The 21,641-nt window shown below is 57.8% G+C and carries 15 protein-coding genes; 5 read left to right on the top strand and 10 right to left on the bottom strand.

Annotated elements, in window-relative coordinates; all coding sequences use genetic code 11:
• Positions 1-5 precede the first annotated feature (5 nt).
• Together IEW18_RS09235 and IEW18_RS09230 are read right to left on the bottom strand one after the other, a co-directional pair.
• Positions 6-584 carry a DUF3109 family protein gene (locus IEW18_RS09235; RefSeq protein ID WP_188557549.1) on the bottom strand — a complete coding sequence of 193 codons (579 nt, stop codon included), beginning with the start codon at positions 582-584 and terminating at the stop codon, positions 6-8.
• A gap of 107 nt (positions 585-691) precedes the next feature.
• Complete coding sequence (locus IEW18_RS09230) at positions 692-1,849, bottom strand: glycosyltransferase family 4 protein (protein ID WP_188557548.1); 1,158 nt, start codon at positions 1,847-1,849, stop codon at positions 692-694.
• 609 nt (positions 1,850-2,458) lie between these two features.
• Here IEW18_RS09230 and IEW18_RS09225 point away from each other — a divergent pair.
• The 4 genes from IEW18_RS09225 to IEW18_RS09210 all read left to right on the top strand — a co-directional run bounded on the left by IEW18_RS09225 (position 2,459) and on the right by IEW18_RS09210 (position 8,023).
• Positions 2,459-4,711, top strand: a complete 2,253-nt coding sequence (locus tag IEW18_RS09225; RefSeq protein ID WP_188557713.1) for an ATP-dependent helicase — start codon at positions 2,459-2,461, stop codon at positions 4,709-4,711.
• Between the two features lie 273 nt (positions 4,712-4,984).
• On the top strand, positions 4,985-5,686 hold the full coding sequence (locus IEW18_RS09220; RefSeq protein ID WP_188557547.1) for a DUF4290 domain-containing protein: 702 nt from the start codon (positions 4,985-4,987) through the stop codon (positions 5,684-5,686).
• Positions 5,687-5,788: 102 nt separating this feature from the next.
• Positions 5,789-7,093 (top strand): UDP-N-acetylglucosamine 1-carboxyvinyltransferase, encoded by a 1,305-nt coding sequence (gene murA / locus IEW18_RS09215; protein ID WP_188557546.1) that lies wholly within the window; start codon positions 5,789-5,791, stop codon positions 7,091-7,093.
• Positions 7,094-7,261: 168 nt separating this feature from the next.
• Positions 7,262-8,023: a DUF4349 domain-containing protein gene (locus IEW18_RS09210; RefSeq protein WP_188557545.1), complete on the top strand. Its 762-nt coding sequence runs from the start codon at positions 7,262-7,264 to the stop codon at positions 8,021-8,023.
• Positions 8,024-8,193: 170 nt separating this feature from the next.
• On the opposite strand, the gene IEW18_RS09205 is transcribed toward IEW18_RS09210, so the two are convergent.
• From IEW18_RS09205 to IEW18_RS09170, 8 genes are all read right to left on the bottom strand, one after another.
• Positions 8,194-8,535, bottom strand: coding sequence for a phage holin family protein (locus tag IEW18_RS09205; RefSeq protein ID WP_188557544.1), 342 nt, complete (start codon positions 8,533-8,535; stop codon positions 8,194-8,196).
• 158 nt (positions 8,536-8,693) lie between these two features.
• Positions 8,694-9,785: an agmatinase family protein gene (locus tag IEW18_RS09200; RefSeq protein WP_188557543.1), complete on the bottom strand. Its 1,092-nt coding sequence runs from the start codon at positions 9,783-9,785 to the stop codon at positions 8,694-8,696.
• Positions 9,786-9,924: 139 nt separating this feature from the next.
• Entirely contained in the window at positions 9,925-10,563 is a 639-nt protein-coding gene (locus IEW18_RS09195; RefSeq protein ID WP_229728666.1) for a chemotaxis protein CheC, read from the bottom strand.
• A gap of 60 nt (positions 10,564-10,623) precedes the next feature.
• Positions 10,624-12,255, bottom strand: coding sequence for a chemotaxis protein CheA (locus IEW18_RS09190; protein ID WP_188557542.1), 1,632 nt, complete (start codon positions 12,253-12,255; stop codon positions 10,624-10,626).
• Entirely contained in the window at positions 12,252-13,340 is a 1,089-nt protein-coding gene (locus IEW18_RS09185; protein WP_188557541.1) for a chemotaxis protein CheB, read from the bottom strand. Before IEW18_RS09185 ends, IEW18_RS09190 begins: the two co-directional genes overlap by 4 nt.
• A gap of 61 nt (positions 13,341-13,401) precedes the next feature.
• On the bottom strand, positions 13,402-13,785 hold the full coding sequence (locus IEW18_RS09180; RefSeq protein ID WP_188557540.1) for a response regulator: 384 nt from the start codon (positions 13,783-13,785) through the stop codon (positions 13,402-13,404).
• 47 nt (positions 13,786-13,832) lie between these two features.
• On the bottom strand, positions 13,833-14,360 hold the full coding sequence (locus IEW18_RS09175; protein WP_188557539.1) for a chemotaxis protein CheW: 528 nt from the start codon (positions 14,358-14,360) through the stop codon (positions 13,833-13,835).
• A 71-nt stretch (positions 14,361-14,431) separates the two neighbouring features.
• Complete coding sequence (locus IEW18_RS09170) at positions 14,432-18,799, bottom strand: methyl-accepting chemotaxis protein (RefSeq protein ID WP_188557538.1); 4,368 nt, start codon at positions 18,797-18,799, stop codon at positions 14,432-14,434.
• Positions 18,800-19,129: 330 nt separating this feature from the next.
• Between IEW18_RS09170 and topA the strand changes: the two genes are divergently transcribed.
• Complete coding sequence (gene topA / locus IEW18_RS09165; protein WP_188557537.1) at positions 19,130-21,604, top strand: type I DNA topoisomerase; 2,475 nt, start codon at positions 19,130-19,132, stop codon at positions 21,602-21,604.
• Positions 21,605-21,641 lie beyond the last annotated feature (37 nt).

Raw genomic sequence — 21,641 nt, 5'->3', positions numbered from 1 at the left:
GTCTGTTACCAAACTTGGCCGTTGCCCTGCTCGATTTCCTGTACCAGCTCGCCGTACCACTGCTCCCCGTACTTGCGGATAAGCGGCTCGCGCAGGAACTGGTACACCCGTACGCCCAGGTTGGCCCCGAAGGAGCAGGCGGGCGAGCAGATGCTCCACCGGTCGTAGTTCAGCGCTTCGAATCCCTCGTATTTGGTGATGCGGATCGGATACAGATGGCAGCTGATGGGCTTCTTGAAAGACGTAACGCCGGCTAGGTAGGCCTGCTCGATGCCGCACTTCAGAATGCCCCGCTCATCATAGAGGGCGTATGCGCACTCCCGGTCGTTGATGGTAGTGGTGCTGTAGTCGCCCTCCCAGTCCTTGATGTAGAGGCCCTGCTGCTCGATGGCCTGGCGGCCGGCTTCGGTCAGGAAGGGCTTGATGGCCTCGTACTCGTTGTGCAGGATTTGCAGCTCCTCGTCTTCCAAAGGGGCGCCCAGGTCGCCTTCCACGCAGCAGGCGCCCTTGCAGGCTTCGAGGTTGCACACAAAGAAATTATCCCGAACGTCGTCGGAAATCAGGGTATTCTGAATCTGAATCATGGTAGGGGCGGCGGGCTCAGGTTCTGGGGGGCCGTGGGGCAGCTAACAAACCCGTAGCGTTTCCAGTGCCGCGCTGAGCAGGCAAATAATCCCCAAAGATACCAGATTTAGCCCAGGCTGTGCAGTACCTTTTCCGTCAGCGCGCACTGGCGGTGGTGCGAATACGTCGCCAGCGCCTCGGCCTGGGCCTGCTGGCCCAGCCTTGCGGCCAGCCCCGGCTCCTGCAGCAGCCGCTCAATAGCAGCGCAAAACTCGGCTTGGTTGCGCAACGGGTACAGCAGGCCGGTACGGCCATCGGCCACTAGTTCCAGGGTGCCGCCTGCCGCCGACGCCACTACCGGCAGCCCCGTCGCCATGGCCTCAATGGTGACCATGCCGTAGGTTTCATTGACGGAGGCCGTAATTGAAATATCGAGGGCGCGGTAGGCTACCTCGGGCTGCAGCGTGAACGGGCGCAGGTGCACTACCTCCGCTAGGCCTAGTTGCTGCACCCGCGCCAGCACGGCCTGCTGGTAGGCATTGCCCTCGTTGCGAGTAGCCTCGCCCACGAACAGCACGTGCAGGTGAGGGCAGCGCACACGAAGCACTCCGAGGGCTTCTACCACAAAATCCTGGCCCTTCCCATCGTCGAGGCGGCCAATTACGCCGAGCAGCACCGCGCCGGGCGGCAGCGGCAGGTTCAGTTGCTGCCGGGCCTGGGCTTGGGTCAGGCCCGCGTGGGCAAACTTCTCCAGCTCTATGCCCAGGGGTACCACGTGCAGGCGCTGGGCGGGGAAGCGCGTTTTCTCCAGCACCTGCCGGGCCAGCCCGGGCAGCGGGGAAAGCCAGGCGTCCAGGGCCCGGTAGCGCAGCGTGTGCACCAGGCCGCGCTTGGCCAGCCCCAGCTGCATGTGCTGCTGATACACGAGCCGGAGCCCGGGCAGCCGCAAGCTTTTGCAGAGCACGGCCAGCCCCAGGTCGCCGTTGCGCGTGACGATGAGCGCCCGGGTGCCGAAGCCGCGCAGCAAGCTGGCCAGCCGCCCCGCCGCGGGTACATCGGCCGCTTTCCAGGGGTTGCGCAGAGCCACGACCGGCAGGTTCAGCTCGGTGGTGCGGGTAGCAATGGGCGAACCGGCCAGGGTAATGACCTGCACGGGCCAGCCCCGCTGCCGCATCCAGTCGGCAAACCGGACGGTGTTCAGCTCTAGCCCGCCCCAGCTTCCGGACAGGCACAAAACAGACAAGGGAAACGGGGCGGGGGCAGCAGAGGCAGAAGCAGAATTCACCGGGCGAAGATACTAGCCCCGCTAGTTGTCCGGCTAGCCGCGGTTGGTTACCCCCTCCGGACCTGGGCGGTTCGCAAGCCAATACCGCCGCGCAACTCCCGCCGCTTGCGGCCCCTGGCCACCCACTTGTTCGGGCACGCAAGCCGCCGGAGTTGCGCGGCCACCCACTGAGTTACTGCTGGTACTGCTTGCCTACCTGGCCAAAACCAGGTGGTTCTGACCCGGTAGGGGGCCTACCTGAGCAAATCCAGGTGGTGTTGCCCTGGTAGGGCCCCTACCTGGCCACAAGCAAGCGGTTCTCGGTCGGTAGGCCGCCTGCCTGGATTAAACCAATCAGTTGGAAGCCGTTGGCATTCCTGCGGGGTGAAAACCAGGTGGTTGTGGCAAGGCAGGTAGTCCAGCGGCCGAAAAACAACGGTTTTTCGCCAGGCAATGGCATGAAGATGCGCTCCGCAGTGTTTACCCAAGACGGGGCCAACGTCTGGCACTGCCAACGCGGCGAGGAACATGCTGCCGCAGGCGGCCCATATTTCCTTCCCCCATCGGAAAGCCCTACCTTTGCTAACAAGCCAAAAAGCTTAGTTTTCGATCTGACTGACACGCATGGCACTGGATTATCACGCATTATTGAACCCCTCGCAGGCGGCGGCCGTGCTGCACACCGAAGGCCCCTGCATGATTATAGCCGGCGCGGGCTCCGGCAAAACCCGCGTACTTACCTACCGCATTGCCCACCTGCTGGAAAAAGGCGTCGACCCGTTCAATATCCTGGCCCTGACCTTTACCAACAAGGCCGCCAAGGAAATGCGCGCCCGCATTGAGAAGGTAGTCGGCCCGAACGCCAAGAACCTGTGGATGGGCACTTTCCACAGCATCTTTGCCCGCATCCTGCGCTCTGAGGCCGATAAGATTGGCTACCCTCGCTCCTTCACCATCTATGACACCCAGGACTCTAAAACCCTGATTGGGCAAATCCTGAAGGAGCTGGAGCTGGACGACAAGCTCTACAAGCCCAACATGGTGCTGGGGCGGATTTCGGCTGCTAAGAACAAGCTGATTTCGGTGCAGCAGTACCTCAACGACCCCGTGATTCGGCAGGACGACGAGGCAGCGCTGCGGCCCAAGCTGGGCGTGATTTATCAGCAGTATGCCAACCGCTGCTTTAAAGCCGGCGCCATGGACTTCGACGATTTGCTCTACCAGACCAACGTGTTGTTCAAAGACCACCCCGACGTGCTGAACAAGTACCAGAACATGTTCCGGTACGTGATGGTGGACGAGTACCAGGATACGAACTACTCCCAGTACCTGATTGCGCGCAAGCTTGCGGCCAAGGAGCGCAACATCTGCGTGGTGGGCGACGACGCGCAGAGCATCTACGCCTTCCGGGGCGCCGATATTCAGAATATTCTCAACTTCGAGAAGGACTATCCCGAGCTGCAGGTATTTAAGCTGGAGCAGAACTACCGCTCCACCAAAAACATTGTACGCGCGGCCAACTCGGTTATTAAAAATAACCAGGCCCAGCTACGCAAGGATGTTTTCTCGGATAACGAGGAAGGTCCGCTAATTGAGGTATTTAAGGCTGCTTCCGACAACGAGGAGGGCAAGCTGGTAGCCAACAGCATCTACGAGGACAGGATGAACCACCACTTGTCCTACGATGACTTTGCCATCCTGTACCGCACCAACGCCCAGAGCCGGGCCATGGAAGAAGCCCTGCGCAAGCTCAACATCAAGTACAAGATTGTCGGGGGCCTCTCCTTCTACCAGCGCAAGGAAATCAAGGATTTGGTGGCCTACCTGCGCCTGACGGTAAACCCCAACGACGAGCAGGCCCTGCGCCGGGTGATAAACTACCCCAAGCGCGGCATCGGCGACACGACCATTGCCAAGCTCATCAACGCGGCCGAGGAATCGAACCATACGATTTGGGAAGTGGTAGCCAATGCCGACCAGTTCCTGCCGGCCCGGGCGGCCAACCCGATTGTGGATTTCGCCGAAAAAATCAAGGCCTACACGGCGGTAGCGGCCAAGGACGATGCCTTTGAGGCGGCCAAGTTTATTGCCAAAAACTCGGGCCTGATCGAGGATCTGTACGCCGATAAAAGCATTGAGGGCCTCTCCCGCTACGAAAACATTCAGGAACTGCTGAACGGTATCAAAGCCTTCGTGGAAGACCCCGAGCGGGAAGACAAAACGCTGGCTTCCTTCCTGCAAGACATTGCCCTGGTAACCGACGCCGACACCAAAGACGCCCAAAGTGAAGGCGAGCAGGTGACGTTGATGACGATTCACTCGGCCAAGGGCCTGGAATTCCGCAACGTCTACATCGTGGGCATGGAGGAAAACCTGTTTCCCTCGCAGATGATGATTACCTCCCGGGCCGACCTGGAAGAGGAGCGCCGCCTGTTTTACGTAGCCATTACGCGGGCCGAGAAGAAGCTAACCCTGAGCTATGCTACTTCCCGCTACCAGTGGGGTAACCTGCGCAGCTGCGAGAAAAGCCGCTTCCTCGACGAAATTGACCCGCAATTCGTCGACTTTAAGTTCTCGGCCGGGCCGGTGGGTAGCGCCGGGCCAGGTGAGTCACCGTTCGGCCACGTGTTTGAGCGGCGCAGCAACCTGGTGCCCCCGGCCCCGCGCAAAACCGTTGCTACCAAATACTCCCCGCCCGCCGACTTCAAGCCTTCCGACACCAGCAATCTGCAGACCGGGCAGCGCGTGGAGCACCCCAAGTTCGGGTTCGGAACCGTGACGAAGCTGGAAGATCAAGCTGGCTCTGTGAAAGCCATTATTCAGTTCGAGGAAGTTGGGGAGAAAACCCTGCTTCTGAGCTTCGCCAAGCTGCGGGTGCATTAACTATTCTCTTTGTCATTGTGAGTAGAACGAGGAATCTGGGTCGGCCTGGTACTGGTAACCTAGATTCCTCGTCTCTGCTTAATGCTCAGAACGCACCAATGACAACAAGCTTTGTGCACCCAAATTGCCCTATTCGCGTTACTTTAGATGCGCATCGTGCAGCCTTACCCTGCTGCCACTACTTATTAAACCTTGCCGCTGGCTGTCCTGTGCAAAATAGGAGGTCATTGGGGCAAGGTTTGACGTATATTTGGCCCTTCGAATACCATTTTCATGACCTTACCTTCCCTTCATAAGCACGAACTGCTCCAGCGCGAGTACGGGCAAAGCACCTTTCAGCTCGTGCAACAACTGCGCGACGTAGAGGACCGCACCGAGCGCACCCGCCGGGCCCAGCAGATCGTGCAGCTTATCTTCCGCATTCAGCCTGCCCTGCGCGACCAGCCTGATTCCCAGCATAAAGTGTGGAATCATCTGTTTGAAATGGCCGACGGCGAGTTGGACGTAGACGCGCCGTTTCCGCTGGTAGCCCAGGCCAACATGGCCCCTCCCAAGCGGGTAGCCTACCCTAGCAAAGGGCCCAAGCTGCGGGCTTACGGCCGGGCTGTGGAACAGCTCATTGAGAAAGCCGTAACCTTGGAAGACGCCTCGGAGCGGGAGCAGGCTACCATCATTATCGGGCGGACCATGAAGTTTCTCTACCGCTCCCACAACAAGGAAAACGCCAAGGACGTCACCATCCTCAAACACTTGAAGGAGCTTTCAGGTGGCCAGCTTACCCTGGACCCAGCTCAGGTCGATGCTCAGAACCTGTTCGAGTTTACCACCGGTGGCCGGCCCGCGCCCTTTATTGTACCCCAGCCCCGCCAGGAACGGGAGGTGCGCCGGGGCAGCGGTGGCAACAACAACCGGCGCGACAAGCAGCGCCGCGGCGGCAAAAAAGGCCGTCAGGAACCCCAGCAACCTCCGCAGTAATAATTTTGCAGAAGTTAGGCGCCAAAAGCTAGGAGCTAGAAGGTCCGTGTGGTCATCTTCTCGCTCCTAGCTTTTGGCTCCTAATTCCTAACCCCTCCATAAATGGCCTCTTTTGAAGTTATCGGCGGCAAGCCGCTGAAAGGTGAAATTGTGCCCCAGGGCGCCAAAAACGAAGCTCTTCAGATTCTGTGCGCAGTTTTGCTTACGGATGAGCCCGTTACGATTTCCAACATTCCGGACATTCGCGACGTGAACAGGCTCATTGAGCTGCTGCGCGATATGGGCGTGAAGGTGGGCAAGCTTGCGGGCGACACCTACCGCTTCCAGGCCGACGACGTGCATCTGGACTACCTTGATACCCCTGAGTTTGTGGCTCAGGCTGGGGCTCTTCGTGGCTCGGTCATGATTCTGGGTCCTATGCTAGCTCGCTTCGGCAAGTGCCAGCTACCCAAACCCGGCGGCGACAAAATTGGTCGGCGGCCCATGGATACCCACTTTTTAGGCTTGGAAAAGCTGGGCGGCAAGCTCACGCTGGAAGGCACCGACTTCTACCGCATCAGTACCGAAGGCCGCCTGCGCGGTGCTTACATGCTGCTGGACGAAGCCTCAGTAACCGGCACGGCTAACATTGTAATGGGCGCGGTACTAGCCGAAGGCACGACCACCATTTACAACGCGGCCTGTGAGCCGTACCTGCAGCAGCTCTGCAAGATGTTGGTGCGCATGGGCGCCAAAATCAACGGCATCGGCTCCAACTTGCTGACCATCGAAGGCGTGGAGCGTTTGGGAGGCACCGAGCACCGCATGTTGCCGGACATGATTGAAATCGGTTCTTTTATTGGTCTTGCGGCCATGACGGGCTCCGAAATTACTATCAAGGATTGTCAGATTCCGGAGTTGGGCTTGATTCCGGATACGTTCCGTAAACTGGGCATCCAGCTGGAATTTCGCGGCGACGATATCTACGTGCCGGCTCAGGACCACTATGAAATTGCGACCTACCTCGATGGTAGCATTCTTACCATCTCCGACCACACCTGGCCCGGCCTCACCCCCGACCTGCTGAGCGTGCTGCTGGTAGTGGCTACCCAGGCCAAAGGCACCGTGCTGATTCACCAGAAAATGTTTGAGTCGCGCCTTTTCTTCGTAGACAAGCTAATTGATATGGGTGCCCAGATTATCCTCTGCGACCCGCACCGCGCCACCGTTATCGGCCTGGACAAGCGCACGCGCCTGCACGGCATCACCATGACCTCGCCCGACATCCGCGCCGGTGTGGCGCTGCTAATTGCAGCCCTTTCGGCTGAGGGACGGAGCGTAATTGAGAACGTGGAGCAGATTGACCGGGGCTACCAGAACATTGACAAGCGCCTCACGGCCCTTGGTGCCCAGATCCGCCGCCTCTAGCCCTACCTTACCCAAGCAGACATCTTGCGCACCGCCCGGTTTCACATTTGAAGCCGGGCGGTGTTGCGTTATAGCCGGATGGCGAGAGGGTTACGTTCCGGGCCCGATGGTATAAACCGGCAGAAGCTGCGCAGCTTTTTTCATCCCACCATTTTACCCTTTTACCCGATGAAAAAGTATGTGCGTCTGCTCCCGTTTGTGGGGCTGATGCTGGCTGGGTGCGCCCAGTCAGCCGAGCAGCAAGAACTGGCTACCACGGCAGGCCCTATGCCCGAAGCGGCAACTCCTGAGTTGCCTAATCCTGTGCCACCTAACGCTGTATCAGAAGTACCCTTAGCTAGGCTGTGGCGAGTAGCGGGTCATCCGGTTATTTACCAAGGCTCCATGGAGGTAGAAGTAGCTGACTTCGCGGCCGCATCCGCCCGCCTAGATACTACCCTACTGCGCCGGGGCGCCTACCTTACCAGCGCCCGCGAAACCACCGACTCAGACCGCCATCAGCAGACCCTGACAATTCGGGTCCCATCGGCACAATTTCTGGCTCTGACCTCCGAGCTAACCCAAATAGGGCTTGTGCGTGGCAAAGAACTCACCTCCCGAAACATTGCCGCCGAGCTAGCCAAGCTCCGAAGCGCCATTCGCACTTCATCTAAGGACACTATGGCAGCGCAGTTATCAGAACAGGAAATTCAGCGGCTTACCGAGCAAGCCACCTTGGCCACGTTGCAGCTTACGTATTACCAGCTCCGCCCAACCACTGAACTATCGCCAGCGGCGGGTATAACTAGTCAGGTGCAAACGGGTTTGTGGTTTGGCTGGCGGGCGTTGAGTGTATTCCTGATTGCGGCATGCTACATCTGGCCACTCCTGCTGGTGGCAGGTCTGTGGGCCGGATACCGTTGGTATCGTGGCAAGCTGCTTATAGAGTAAAACTGAAGGCGTTAGCTCCTGCCCTGCTACCGGTCATGCACAGCTAACGAACGTGTTTTGCTACAATGAACTTCCTGCCTGACTAACTAGCTACACTAGCGGAGCAGAAAAGCCCGCCCGAGCATGCTCGGGCGGGCTTTTCTGCTCCGCTGATACTACGAACCAGTAGCTTAGCTTCGGTCGGTTACCATATCGATTACTGAGGTAACCAACGACAAAACGACGCTGAAGATAAGGGCAGAAACAAACCCATCCAGCTTAAAGCCACCCAGCAGCCAGTCAGCTATCATCACAATCAAGGCATTGATAACCAGCAAGAACAGGCCCAACGTCAGGATGGTAATAGGAAAGCCGATGATTTTCAGGATGGGCTTTACAATAGCATTTAGAATGGCCAGCACAATGACCAGAATAAATGCGTCACCGATGCCGCTGATATCAGCCCCGGGCAGAAACTTAGCCAGCACATAAGTAATGATGGCCGTGAGAATGAATTTTAAAATGAAGCCCATAGAGGAAGAAGAGGGATTGGGTGAGAGAAAAGTACAGTGTAAGGGAGTTGCTCACTTTACGCACGATACGCAAAAAAGTACGACAAGCAGCTGAATCAGCCGTCTGTCGTACTTTTTGCGCGCTCTGCTCGACCACGCGAGCCACTGAAGGATATACCTTACTTCTCTACGGCCCGGGCTTTCAGCCGGCCCTGCGACACCCCCATCCAGTTGGCCATGTGGTAAAGCAGCCGGGCACCTACAATGGCGTTCCATTCCGTGTCGCCGGGGGCTACCTCGTTCAGGTCGCAGCCAATAATGGTGCGGCCCGAGCGTACTACCATTCGAATAAGGTAGAGTGCCTGCTCGAACTCCAACCCACCGGGTACGGGCGTACCGGTGCCGGGGCATAGCTTCGGATCAAGTCCGTCGATGTCGAAGCTCAAATACACCTTTTGGGGTAGCTGGGCAATGATTTTTTTACACTCCTTCTTCCAGGATTTACCGCCCAGCATTTCGGCCTGAAGAAATCGGTCGGCAAACAGGGCCACCCGGCCGTTGCTCTGGTCAATGTACTCGGCTTCCTGCTGGCAGTAGTCGCGGATGCCAACTTGCACCAGCTTCTTAATCTGAGGCAGTTTCAGGGCATTATACATAATGGAGGCATGCGAAAACTCGAAGCCTTCGTAGGCGGGTCGTAAGTCACAGTGCGCATCAATCTGCAGAATCCCGAACTCTTCGTGCCGCTCGGCCAGAGCATGCAGGTAGCCCAGGGGCGTGCTATGGTCGCCGCCCAGCACAACTACCCCTTTCCCAGCGTCCAAGAGGGCGCCGGTTTTTTGCTTGAGCCACTCCAGCAGCGCCTGACCGCGCTGGTTGATATGGGCGGGCACCTGGGAAAATGTTCCGTGCGTTGCTTCAGGCTCACCTTCTTCCAGCCAGCCAATGTACTCTTCGGCCGTAGGGCGTAGAGCTAGGCTTTCGGCGGCAATTTTCTCGTCGGACTCCTCCATGGCCAGACCCATTTGCCAGGCATTGGGCAAGTCAGGGTCGTAGAGGTCTACTTGCAGGGACGCATCCCGAATGGCCTCGGGCCCTTCGGCCGTACCGGCGCGGTACGAAACGGTTACTTCCCAAGGCACGGGCACGATTACAACCTGGGCCTCCTCGGGGGTGAAGGGCAGACCATAAATCCCGCCCGCCGAATCACCAAGGGCATTGGGGTCGAAGGCGGCAAGCTTTTGTTCCAGCGAGGACGCAGAATTAGCCATAAAAAAGAAAGGTTAAAGTGTAGATGAGGCCAGCCGGAAATGGTAGCAGCCCCCGCTTCCAGGTCTCGACGCCTTTGTTAGGCATGATTCCTGGCCACGAGGGCCGCTACAGTGCACCCCGGCCCTAGGGCCGGTAAAGTTATGAGCCGGCTTGCTGGCCGCCCATAAAATCGTAAGTGCGGATGATATCCAGAATTTTCTCGAAGGTATCCCGATCAAAGAAAATCATTAGCGGCAGCTCAACTGAGTTATCCTTATCCGAGAACTGGGTTATAACCGAAAAAATCAGTGGTTGCACCATGGGCCGGTTCAGCAGCAGGTTATGCAGGGCATCGGCAATGTCACCACGCGGGTGCGTAGGCGGAGCGCCATAGATGCTAGCTTTCAGAATGTTAGCTAGTTGTGTTACCAGCGCCCCGGTAATGATATTGCTGATTTCCAGCAGCAACGACTCCTGCATTTCGTCAATCTGCGTGGAGTCCGAGGTGCTCATGCGCAAACAAACGCGGGAAAGCCGCTGGACATGCTGGCCGGAAAAGAACATAAGGGTCGTTCCATTGAAGTCGCCCCGGATATCCGACTGAATAATGACGTGACCCGCCTGCAGGTCGCGCACTTTATCCAGAATTGTCTTACCCGACACGATATCGAGGTTGGGTACTTCCAGCAGCACCTTTTCCTGGGCGACAACCGCGAATGAATCGGCCGCGCGTGCTAGGCCGATATTCAGGATTTCGCGGATGATATCCCGCTCCAGTTCCGTCATGTGCAAATCCATAGGAATCAAGTGAAAGGGCGGCCAGCCAAAGTCGGCCGCCACAAGTCTGCAATACGTGAGTTACGGTCGTTTGGCCAGAAATAGTCGAGTCAGGGCCGGAACATCGAGCACCAGGCAAACTTGCCCGCTGCCCAATAGGGTAACGCCCCCAAACAAGTCAATGGTATCCAGTGGTTTACTCATGGGTTTTACCACGATATCCTGCTGGCGTAAAAACCGGTCGACAATCAAGCCCAGCCGGCGGTTACTGTAGTTGACGATGATTATATCCTGACGACCATTTAGATCAGCTTTAGTAGCGGGCGCAAGCGGTCCGTCACCATTGTGCAGCAAGCGACGCAGCGACACGACCGGAACATTTTCGTCCTGAACTCGAGTCAGTAATACGCCTCCTACTACGTTAAAATTTTCCGGCAGTAAGGACACCACCGAGTCGGTATGCATGAGCGGAATAGCGTAGTTACGCTGGTCCAGTTGGAAAAGCAGAGCGCCCTTCACGGCAATGGAAGTGGGCAGCACCAAGGTAAAGGTAGTGCCTTCGCCTAGCGTTGAATCTACGCGCAATTGACCGCCTAGAGAGTCGATGGCCAATTTCACCACGTCCAGACCCACACCGCGCCCTGATATTTCGGTTACTTCCTTGGCCATGGAAAAGCCCGGCTCGAACAGAAAATCACGCACGGCGTCATCATCCAGATTGGCGGCCGTAGCGGCTGGAACCAAGCCACGTTCAACGGCCTTGCGCCGGACGCTCTCCACATTGATGCCACGGCCATCGTCGCGTACTTGGATCAGCACATCATCGCGCTCGGCCTGGGCTGAGAGCGTCAGGTGGCCCTGGGCAGTTTTGCCAGCCGCCACTCGCTCTTCTGGCGTCTCCAGTCCGTGTCCTATGGCATTGCGCACCAAGTGCAACAGGGCATCCGTAATGATTTGCAGGATGTTACGGTCAATCTGAATATCCTCGCCGACTACCGTTAGCTCGACATCCTTCTTTTCCGTGGTGGCAACGTCGCGTACTACCCTTGGAAACTTGTTAAATAGGGAGCCAACGCCCACCAGACGGGCGTCCATAACGCTGTACTGCAACTCGTCCGCAATGCGCGAGAGGTGAGCCGCCGCCGCGGCCAGCGCTGGGTTGCCGATTTCTTGGCTAAGCGTCAGCACTCGGTCCCGATCAATGGTTAGCTCACCCACCAAGTTCAGCAGGTGGTCAAGCTTGCGAATTTGAATATAGACCAGATCCGACAGCTCCAGCTTACGGCTGGCATCTTCCTCATCCTCGGGGCCAGTTTCCAGGATAGGTTCTTCCCCGCGGACCAGGCGGTCCAGGTTTTCCAACAGCTGTTCTACTTCCGGCAGGGCTTCATCTTCGCCAACGGCGCGAATCATCTGGCCAATGGTGTCAATACCCGTAAATAAAACAGGTACTACGGAGCCAGTAAAGGTTTTCTCCCGGCTGCGGATAAGCCCGAAGATAGTTTCCATGTGGTGGGCCAACTCCCCAATGGGGTTATAGCCCATAGCCCGCGCATTGGATTTGAGGTTGTGCATGAGCCGGAACAGCTCATTCAGCGCTGGCTCATCGGTAGGATTACGCTCTAGCTCACTTATGTGGCGACTCATGGCGTCGTAATACTCGAGCGCCTCAGCTATGAAAATTTCGCGATACTCCTGCTCTCTTGACTTCATTGCGCCTGCACGGGTTGAGAGAGAACGGAAGAGCGGCCCCGACGAGAGGTAGTTCCAGATTGCACGTGGCTCACCAGAAAGTCGGCAATGTCGGGCAAGGGCAGGACGACCGAAGCCAAACCGGCCTGGATAACCGATTTGGGCATTCCAAATACCGCCGAAGAAGCTTCATCTTGTGCTACCACTGTGCCACCCTGCTGACGAATAGCCTGGGCCCCGGCGGTACCGTCTTGCCCGAGTCCGGTAAGAATCACACCTACCACGTTGCGACCCACGGCGCCAACAATGGAATGCATCAGGATATCCACGGAGGGGACATCAAGGCTGGCTTCCTTCACGAAGTCAGTTTGCCAGCCAACCCAGGGACTATCCATGACCGGCTTCACTACCAGATTACGCCCGCCAGGGGCAACCACAATACGGCCTGGCTCCAAGCGCATGCCGCTGGTTGCGGCCATAACGGGCAGCCGGGCCGACCGGCGCAGACGCTCCACCAGCGTATCAGTAAACAGTTCGGGTAAGTGAACAGCCACCAGCACTGCCCAAGGAAAATCGAGCGGTAGCTCCCGAAGCACCGTTTCGACGGCAGGTGCCCCACCCGTTGAGCCTCCGATGACGACTACCCCGCGCGGAGGCAAGGGCACGGCTGTACGCCGCAGGATAACTGACGGTTCTGGTTTGGATACGGGAGCTATTGAAGGCCGGGCAGCCAGCAGCTTGCGGCGCAGCGCTAGGCGCCACTCGATCAACTCGCTACCTGCCCCAGGAGGAGCAATGATGTAGTCATATACTCCCAAACGTGTTGCCTCGCGCAGCATGCCGGGAAGCGGTACCTGGGTGCTATACAGCAGCACTGGAACCGAAAAATGCCGCTGCAGTTGCTCCAAGCCTAATAGTTGATCATCACTTATTACCACTACTCCTGGCCGTAGACGCCGCGCCAGGGTAGGCAGCTCGTCAGTAGTCACAGCAGCACCTACCATTTCCAGTTCCGGATCGGTATGCAGCAGCCGAGTGACTTCCGAGCGCACAAACGTGGGCAGGTTGCCGAGCAATAAGGTGAAAGGAGAAACTAGGGCGGACACAGGAAAGAAAAGCAGCTACTACGAGAAGCGGACTTCAACTACCGCAGTGGGTGGGGTTTAACTACTCTTGCTCGGAACCAGTTTCCTGCAGGGCGCTTCCTACAATTTCCAGCACCTTCTCTTCGGAGAAAGGCTTCACGATGTAGGCTGTAGCGCCGCTTTCTAGTGCTTCGTTTACGATAACTTCTTGGCCCACTGCCGAGCACATAACCACTTTCACTTCGGGCTGTTCTTGGCGGATGCCTTTCAGTACATCAAGGCCAGTGTTATCAGGCAGAATAACGTCGAGGGTAATTAAGTCAGGCTTGGTTGCCAAGGCCATTTCCAAAGCTTGTTGCCCATTAGCGGCTTCTCCTACTACCTCATAGCCGGCGTCGGTAAGCATGTTCTTGAGCATCGTGCGCATGTAGAAAGAGTCGTCGACGATGAGGATGCGGTTTTTCATGGAGAAAGTAAGAATGAGGAAAACAGGAGCTGAACAATACGTGTGGACTAGGCCTTTGTACGGCTGCCTGCGGCGGAAGATTCCGCTTTAGGCTGCAACTGCATGATTTCAGAGGGGGTGAGCAGTTTCAGCATATCGAGTACCACAATGATGCGGCCATCGACCTTGGCAATTCCCTCAATGTATTTATCGTGAATGTTGATGTCTTGAATAAACTCCGGGGCCTTCTCAATGATGGACACGGGAATAGACAAGGGCTGGGGCACTTCGCGCACCATGATGCCGATGGTGTACTCTTTAGCCTCAATGGCCATCGTGTACGACATAGTCGGCATTTCTACCTGGCTGGACCGCAGTTTAAACCGCTCCTCCAGATCGATGATGGCAATAATGTCGCCGCGCAGGTTGGCAATTCCCTTTACGAAGGGCGGAGTTTTAGGCATACGAGCAATTTCAGGGGTAATGGTTACCTCCTTCACTTGCTCAATGCGAATCCCGTACTCTTCTTCACCCAGGCGAAAAACTATCAGCTGAATGATGGGGTCCTGTTTGGCGTTCTTTTCGGACTCAGGCATGCCTGAAAGGATAGCGCAGGTCCTGGGCCTCCCTTATCAGGCGGCCCAGGGGCGCGGTTAGAGAAAATTTCTTATTTGTTTTTGCCTTTAGCCGTCCGGGACTTCGCGGGGGCCGGGGTATCGGCTACCGGCTGGGGGGCATCCTTCTTACGATCCTTGCGACGACGGCTATCCTTAACCGCAGGCGAATCAGCCTGGTTTGGGGCGGCCGTGTCAGCGGGAGCAGTGGGTGCTGCCGCTGAGGCCCGGCGCGACGTTTTGCGGGCAGTAGCTGGAGCCTCCGCAGTAACAGCTGCCGTGGCACCCCGACGGCTAGGCCGGGTGGCGGGGGCTGCTACTGGCGCGGCCGTGGTCGTGCGACGCATTAGCGGCCGCCGACGGGTTGGCTCAGGCTCCGGCTCGGGCTCCGGCTGCAAGTCTTCCATCAACTGGAAGGCTGAGAGGCCAAGCTGCAGGTCGTCGGCAATGTCGGTCAGGTTCTGGCTGCTGGTAGTCAGCTCCTGCATGCTCGTGGAGAGTTGCTTGGCGGTGCTGGCTACCTGCTGGGTACCGGAGGCGGTCTGCTCGGCAATGGCTACTACCTCTTCCACGTACTTTACCACGTCGCCAATCGAGGTTTTCTGAATTTCGGTGGCCGTCAGAATGTCGCGGGAAGTGCGGAGCGTTTCACCGCTGCTAGTGGCAATGTTCTTAAAGGCCGAGCTGGCTTCAAACGTGGCGTTCTTGCCCTTGAGTACCCGGCCCTCCATGGTGCTGATTGCCGTAGCGGCCGAGGTCGTATCCTTTTTAACGTCTTCTACCAGGGTAGCAATTTCACTGGCCGACTTGCGGGAGCCTTCGGCCAGCTTGCGGATTTCTTCGGCTACTACCGCAAAACCACGGCCGGCTTCCCCGGCGCGGGCGGCTTCGATAGCGGCGTTCAGAGCCAGCAGGTTGGTTTGCGAGGCAATGTCGGTGATAACGCCCAGCGACTTGCTGATTTCCTGTGAACGGGTGCTTAGTACTTCGATGGTTTTGGAGGTCTGGGCGGCAGCCGAGCTGATTTCCTCCATGTTTTTTACCACTTCCGCTACGGTCTTCAAACCCAGCTGCGAAGTCTGCTCCCCGAGAATAGCGGCCTTGATACCAACATCGGCTTTACCGGCCGTTTCCTTGGTAGCCTGCATGATTTCTTCGATCAGCTTGAAGGCCTGGTCGGTCTTGAGAGCTTGGTTCTGCGCGCCTTCGGCCATCTGCTGCATGGCCAGGGCCACGTCAACGGTTACCCGACTCATCTCCTGCCCTTTTACCACCATTTCCTCCGACGACTCCCCTACAATCTGCGACGACTCGTTGATTTCGCCGAGCAGCTCATTGAGGTTGTCCACGGCCAGGTTCAGCGCGTCGGCCATGGCGCGGATGTCGCCGGTGGTTTCGATTTCCACCTGCTGCTGCAAGTCGCCTTCCGAAATGGCCCGTACCACCCGCGACACTTCCAGTACCGGCGAGGCAATGGATTCAATCAGGGCGTTCAGGGTGTCCACCAGTTCTTTCCAGGAGCCCGACACGTCGGTTACCGTGGCGCGTTCGGTCAGCTTGCCTTCGCCACCCGCTACGCGCGCCACGCGGCTTACTTCCGAAGCCAGACGGTTCAGGTCGTCCACCATTCGGTTAATTGTTTCGGCCAGGTCAGCTACCTCACCCTTAGCATCCAGAGTCAGCTTTTGGGTCAAGTCACCCTGCGATACAGCCGTTACTACCTTCACGATACCACGTACCTGCGTCGTGAGGTTCGAGGCCATGGTGTTTACCCGGTCGGTCAACTCTTTCCATACCCCGCTCACGCTGGGCACGTTAGCTTGGCCACCGAGGCGGCCTTCCGTACCTACTTCCAGGGCCACGCGAGTTACCTCACCGGCGAATACGTTCAAGGAGTCCACCATCACGTTGATGTTGTCCTTGAGGTCGAGCAGCTCGCCCTTTACGTCTACCGATACCTTCTGGCTTAGGTCGCCCCGGGCTACGGCCGAGGTTACGTTGGCAATGTCCCGCACCTGCGAGGTGAGCGAGGCAGCCATGGTATTTACGTTGTCTGTCAGGTCTTTCCAGGTGCCGCGCACGTTCGGTACTACGGCCTGACCACCGAGGCGGCCTTCCGTACCTACCTCGCGGGCCACGCGGGTTACTTCGTCGCCGAACGTGTTCAGCGAGTCCACCATCTGGTTGAGGTTTTCTTTCAGCTGCAACAGCTCGCCCCGCACGTTTACCGTTACCTTCTGCGACAAGTCGCCGCGGGCTACGGCCGTGGCCACGTTGGCAATGTCCCGTACCTGTGAGGTCAGGTTCGAGGCCATTGTATTTACGTTGTCGGTGAGGTCTTTCCAGGTACCCGAAACGCTCGGCACGTTGGCCTGACCGCCCAGAATACCCTCTGTACCTACCTCGCGGGCCACGCGGGTTACTTCGCCGGCAAAGATGTTCAGGGAGTCCACCATCTGATTGAGGATGTTTTTCAGGTCGAGAATCTCGCCTTTCACATCCACCGTCATCTTCTGGGTCAGGTCACCTTTGGCTACCGCAGTAGCTACGTTAGCAATGTCTCGCACCTGAAGCGTCAGATTCGAGGCCATCGTATTTACGTTGTCCGTCAGCTCTTTCCAGGTTCCACCTACGCGGGGCACTACGGCCTGGCCACCCAGCTTTCCTTCCGTACCTACTTCGCGCGCCACGCGGGTTACTTCGTCACCGAAGATGTTGAGCGAGTCCACCATCTGATTGAGGATGTTCTTCAGCTCCAGGATTTCTCCTTTCACATCCACGGTCATTTTCTGCGACAAGTCGCCGCGGGCTACGGCCGTAGCTACGTTGGCAATGTCCCGTACCTGCAGCGTCAGGTTTGAGGCCATGTAGTTTACGTTGTCCGTCAGCTCCTTCCACACACCGGCCACGTTCGGCACGCTAGCCTGACCACCCAGCTTTCCTTCCGTACCTACTTCCAGCGCCACGCGGGTTACCTCGCCGGCAAATAGGTTAAGCGAGTCCACCATCTGGTTCAGGTTCTGCTTGAGCTGCAGCAGTTCACCCTTTACGTCCACGGTGATTTTCTGTGACAAGTCGCCCTTGGCTACGGCGGTAGCCACGTTAGCAATGTCCCGCACCTGCAAAGTCAGGTTCGAGGCCATGTAGTTTACGTTGTCGGTCAACTCCTTCCACACGCCGGCCACATTCGGTACCACGGCCTGGCCGCCGAGGCGGCCTTCTGTACCTACTTCCTGGGCCACGCGGGTTACCTCACCGGCGAAGAGGTTCAGCGAGTCCACCATCTGGTTCAGATTCTGCTTCAACTGCAGCAGCTCCCCTTTCACGTCCACCGTAATCTTTTGAGTCAGGTCGCCCTTTGCTACGGCGGTAGCCACGTTAGCAATGTCTCGCACCTGCAAAGTCAGGTTCGAGGCCATGGTGTTTACGTTGTCCGTCAGCTGCTTCCACACGCCCCCTACGTTCGGTACCGAGGCCTGGCCGCCCAGCTTTCCTTCCGTACCTACCTCCTGGGCCACGCGGGTTACCTCGCCGGCAAACAAGTTGAGCGAGTCCACCATCTGGTTCAGGTTCTGCTTGAGCTGCAGCAGCTCGCCCTTTACATCCACGGTGATTTTCTGGGTCAGGTCGCCCTTGGCTACCGCGGTAGCTACGTTGGCAATGTCCCGTACCTGAGAGGTCAGGTTCGAGGCCATGTAGTTTACGTTGTCGGTCAGCTCTTTCCAGATACCACCTACGTTCGGTACGCTAGCCTGGCCGCCTAGCTTTCCTTCGGTACCTACCTCCTGCGCCACGCGGGTTACTTCGCCGGCAAACAGGTTGAGGTTGTCGATGGTCTTGTTGATGGTTTCGGCCATTACCTTGAAGTCGCCCGACACGGGAATCTGGAAGGTTTCGTCCAGATTGCCCTTGCTGATGTTCTTCAGTACTTTGCCTACTTCCAATACCGGCACGGCAATGCTATCCACCAGGCCGTTGATATTGTTGATCATGTCGCGCCAGAAGCCCGCGGCATTGTCGGCCGAGGCCCGGGCTTTGAGGTTACCCTCTACCCCGGCCACTTTCGAAATGCGCGACACCTCACCGCCTACCCCGCCAATCATCTCCACCATGGAGTTGTAGGCCTCGGCTATTTCGGCAAAGATGTCGTCGTTCTGCTTGGTCAGGCGCACCGATACGTCGCCCTTTTTGAAGGCATCGAGAGCGTAAAGTACCCGATTAAGCTGATCGTTGATATAATCTGGGTCCTGGGCCGTATAGCTCACGGAGCTGGCCATTCCCCGCTTGCGGGTAAGGTTGCTGCTCTGCGGCACCGGACCGGTACCATTATCGGCCGAGTCAGTGACGAGGGTTGATTCTTCTAGCGTGTCCGGAGCGGCGGGAGCCGGGCGGTTGTTTCTGGGCGTCTTAGCTGAAGCCATAAACTGGGTATGGTGGCGAAACCTGCCGAAGCAAGGCGAGGCACAAACGGAACCCCAGATAGCAGGGTTCCAGAACGTGCAAAGGTAGCGAATAGACTTGTCTGGTCACAATTCCGGCGGAAAACTTCCGAGTGTTCAGTAACTCACGGAATCTGAACGATTTGCCCGGCGGTGGGGTCCTCTGTATTCCTTGGTTGGGACAGTTGCTAGGCCAATATTCCCGTATGGCTACTGCTACGCCGGATTATTCCAGCATCTTTGCGGCAAAATTCAACTTTTGCGCTGTCCCGACCGTTTCCTACCGAAACCAGCCTAGCGTATCCCACCCCTATGGTCAAAAATCTAGTCATTGTCGAATCTCCCGCTAAGGCCAAAACTATTGAGGGCTATCTGGGCAAGGATTTCGTGGTCAAGTCGAGTTTCGGCCACGTCCGCGACCTACCCAAGGATAATAATGCCATTGATATTGCCAACGGTTTCAAGCCGACCTATGTGGTATCGGCCGATAAGCGGGAAATTATCAGTCAGCTGAAAAAGCTGGCCAAGGAGGCCGAAACCGTATGGTTGGCCAGTGACGATGACCGGGAGGGCGAGGCCATTTCCTGGCACTTATCGGAAACCCTGAACCTGAGCGACGCCAAAACCCGACGCATCGTTTTCCGGGAAATCACCAAAAATGCCATTCTCAACGCCATTGCCACGCCCCGGGAAATTGACCTGAACCTGGTAAACGCCCAGCAGGCGCGCCGGGTGCTGGACCGGCTGGTGGGCTTTGAGTTGAGTCCGGTACTCTGGAAAAAAGTAAAAACCGGCCTGTCGGCGGGGCGCGTGCAATCCGTGGCTGTACGGCTGGTGGTGGAGCGCGAGCGGGAAATCAGCCAGTTCAAAACTTCCTCGGCCTACCGGGTGGTAGCCAAGTTTGATGCCGGCCGCGGCGCGGTGCTGGAAGCCGAACTGCCGACTCGTTATAAAACGCGCGAAGAAGCCGAGGCCTTCCTGGCCCGCTGCGTAAACGCGGCCTACCGGATCGAGAACCTGGAGAAGAAACCCGGCAAGCGCAGCCCCGCCCCGCCGTTTACTACCTCCACCCTGCAGCAGGAAGCTTCGCGCAAGCTCGGCTTCTCGGTAGCCCAAACCATGAGCGTGGCCCAAAAGCTCTACGAAGCGGGCAAGATTAGCTACATGCGGACGGACTCGGTGAACCTGTCGCAGGACGCGCTGGCCGCGGCTCAGGAAGCCATAACCGCCGCCTACGGCGCAGAGTACGCCCAGACCCGGCAGTTCAAAACCAAGTCGGCCTCAGCCCAGGAAGCGCACGAAGCCATCCGCCCCACCGATTTTGCCCTGGTGAAAGCGGGAGCCGACTCCCAGGAGCAGCGCCTCTACGATTTAATCCGCAAGCGGGCCCTCGCCTCGCAGATGGCCGACGCCGTAATTGAGCGCACGGTAGCCACCATCGGCATCAGCACCCAGCCCGGGGTAACCCTCACGGCAACCGGAGAAGTCATTACTTTCGAGGGCTTTTTGAAGGCCTACGCCGAGTCCAAGGACGACGAGGAGCAGGACGGCGAGTCGTCGTTTTCGCGCGGGCTGCCGCCGCTGAGCGTGGGTCAGGAATTGCCCCTGCAACAGCTGCGGGCCACGGAACGCTACGCCGCGCCGGCTGCCCGCTACACGGAGGCCTCCCTGGTGAAGAAGCTGGAGGAAATGGGCATCGGTCGGCCTTCTACTTACGCGCCCACCATCAGCACCATTCAGAAGCGGGGCTACGTGGAAAAAGACACCCGCGAAGGCAAGGAGCGCAAATTCCACGTGCTGACGCTGGAGGGTGACACCGTAAAAACCGAAGTAAAAACCGAAACCTACGGCGCCGACAAGGCCAAGCTGTTTCCTACGGATACGGCCATGGTAGTCAATGATTTCCTGGTGGAACACTTCCCCGTCATTGTCGACTATCAGTTTACGGCGAAGGTGGAAGATGAGTTTGACCGGATTGCCGATGGGCAGGAGCAGTGGACCGACATGCTAGCTGGTTTCTACACCACGTTCCACGAGACGGTGGAGCGCGGGCAGGACATTGAGCGGAGCACACTGGGGAGCACCCGCGAAATTGGCGCCCACCCTGAAACGGGCCAGAAGCTAACGGCGCGCCTGGGCCGCTTTGGTCCCTACGTGCAGATTGAGCCCAAGGAAGGCTCCGAAGAAAAAGCCGTGTACGCCAGCCTGCGCAAAGGTCAATTCATCGAGAGCATTACGCTGGAAGAGGCGCTTGATCTGTTCAAGCTGCCCCGCATTGTGGGGCAGTTTGAGGACAAGGACATGACGGCCGCCTTGGGTCGTTTCGGTCCGTACATCCGTCACGACAGCAAGTTTTATTCGCTTACCAAGGAGCAGGACCCGCACACCATCACGGCCCAGGAAGCCATTGACCTGATTGAGGCCAAGCGCAAAGCCGACGCCGAGCGCCTGATCAAGCAGTTCCCGGAGCGTGAGGATGTGCAAATCCTGAACGGCCGCTTCGGTCCTTACATCGTGGTAGGCAAAAAGAACGTCAAGATTCCCAAGGGCGAAGAGCCGGCCGAGCTGACCCTGGAACGCTGCCTGGAGTTGGCCGACGCTACCCCCGATAAGCCCGCCAAAGGCGGCCGCTTCGCCAAGAAAGCAGCCCCTGCCGCCGACAAAGAAGACAAAGCCGATAAGCCCGCGCGCAAAGCCCCCGCCGCAAAAAAGCCGGCGGCCAAGAAACCAGCCGCCAAAAAGCCCGCGGGTACTACTGCCAAAAAGGCTACCGGCAAAGCCAAGTAGATCCTACTTCGCTAAGGAATAAAAAAGGCCCGACTGA

The sequence above is a fragment of the Hymenobacter glacieicola genome (assembly GCF_014640315.1).
Lineage (GTDB): Bacteria > Bacteroidota > Bacteroidia > Cytophagales > Hymenobacteraceae > Hymenobacter > Hymenobacter glacieicola.
Note: the sequence above shows the minus strand (reverse complement) of the source record. Positions and strands in the feature narration are given on the sequence as shown.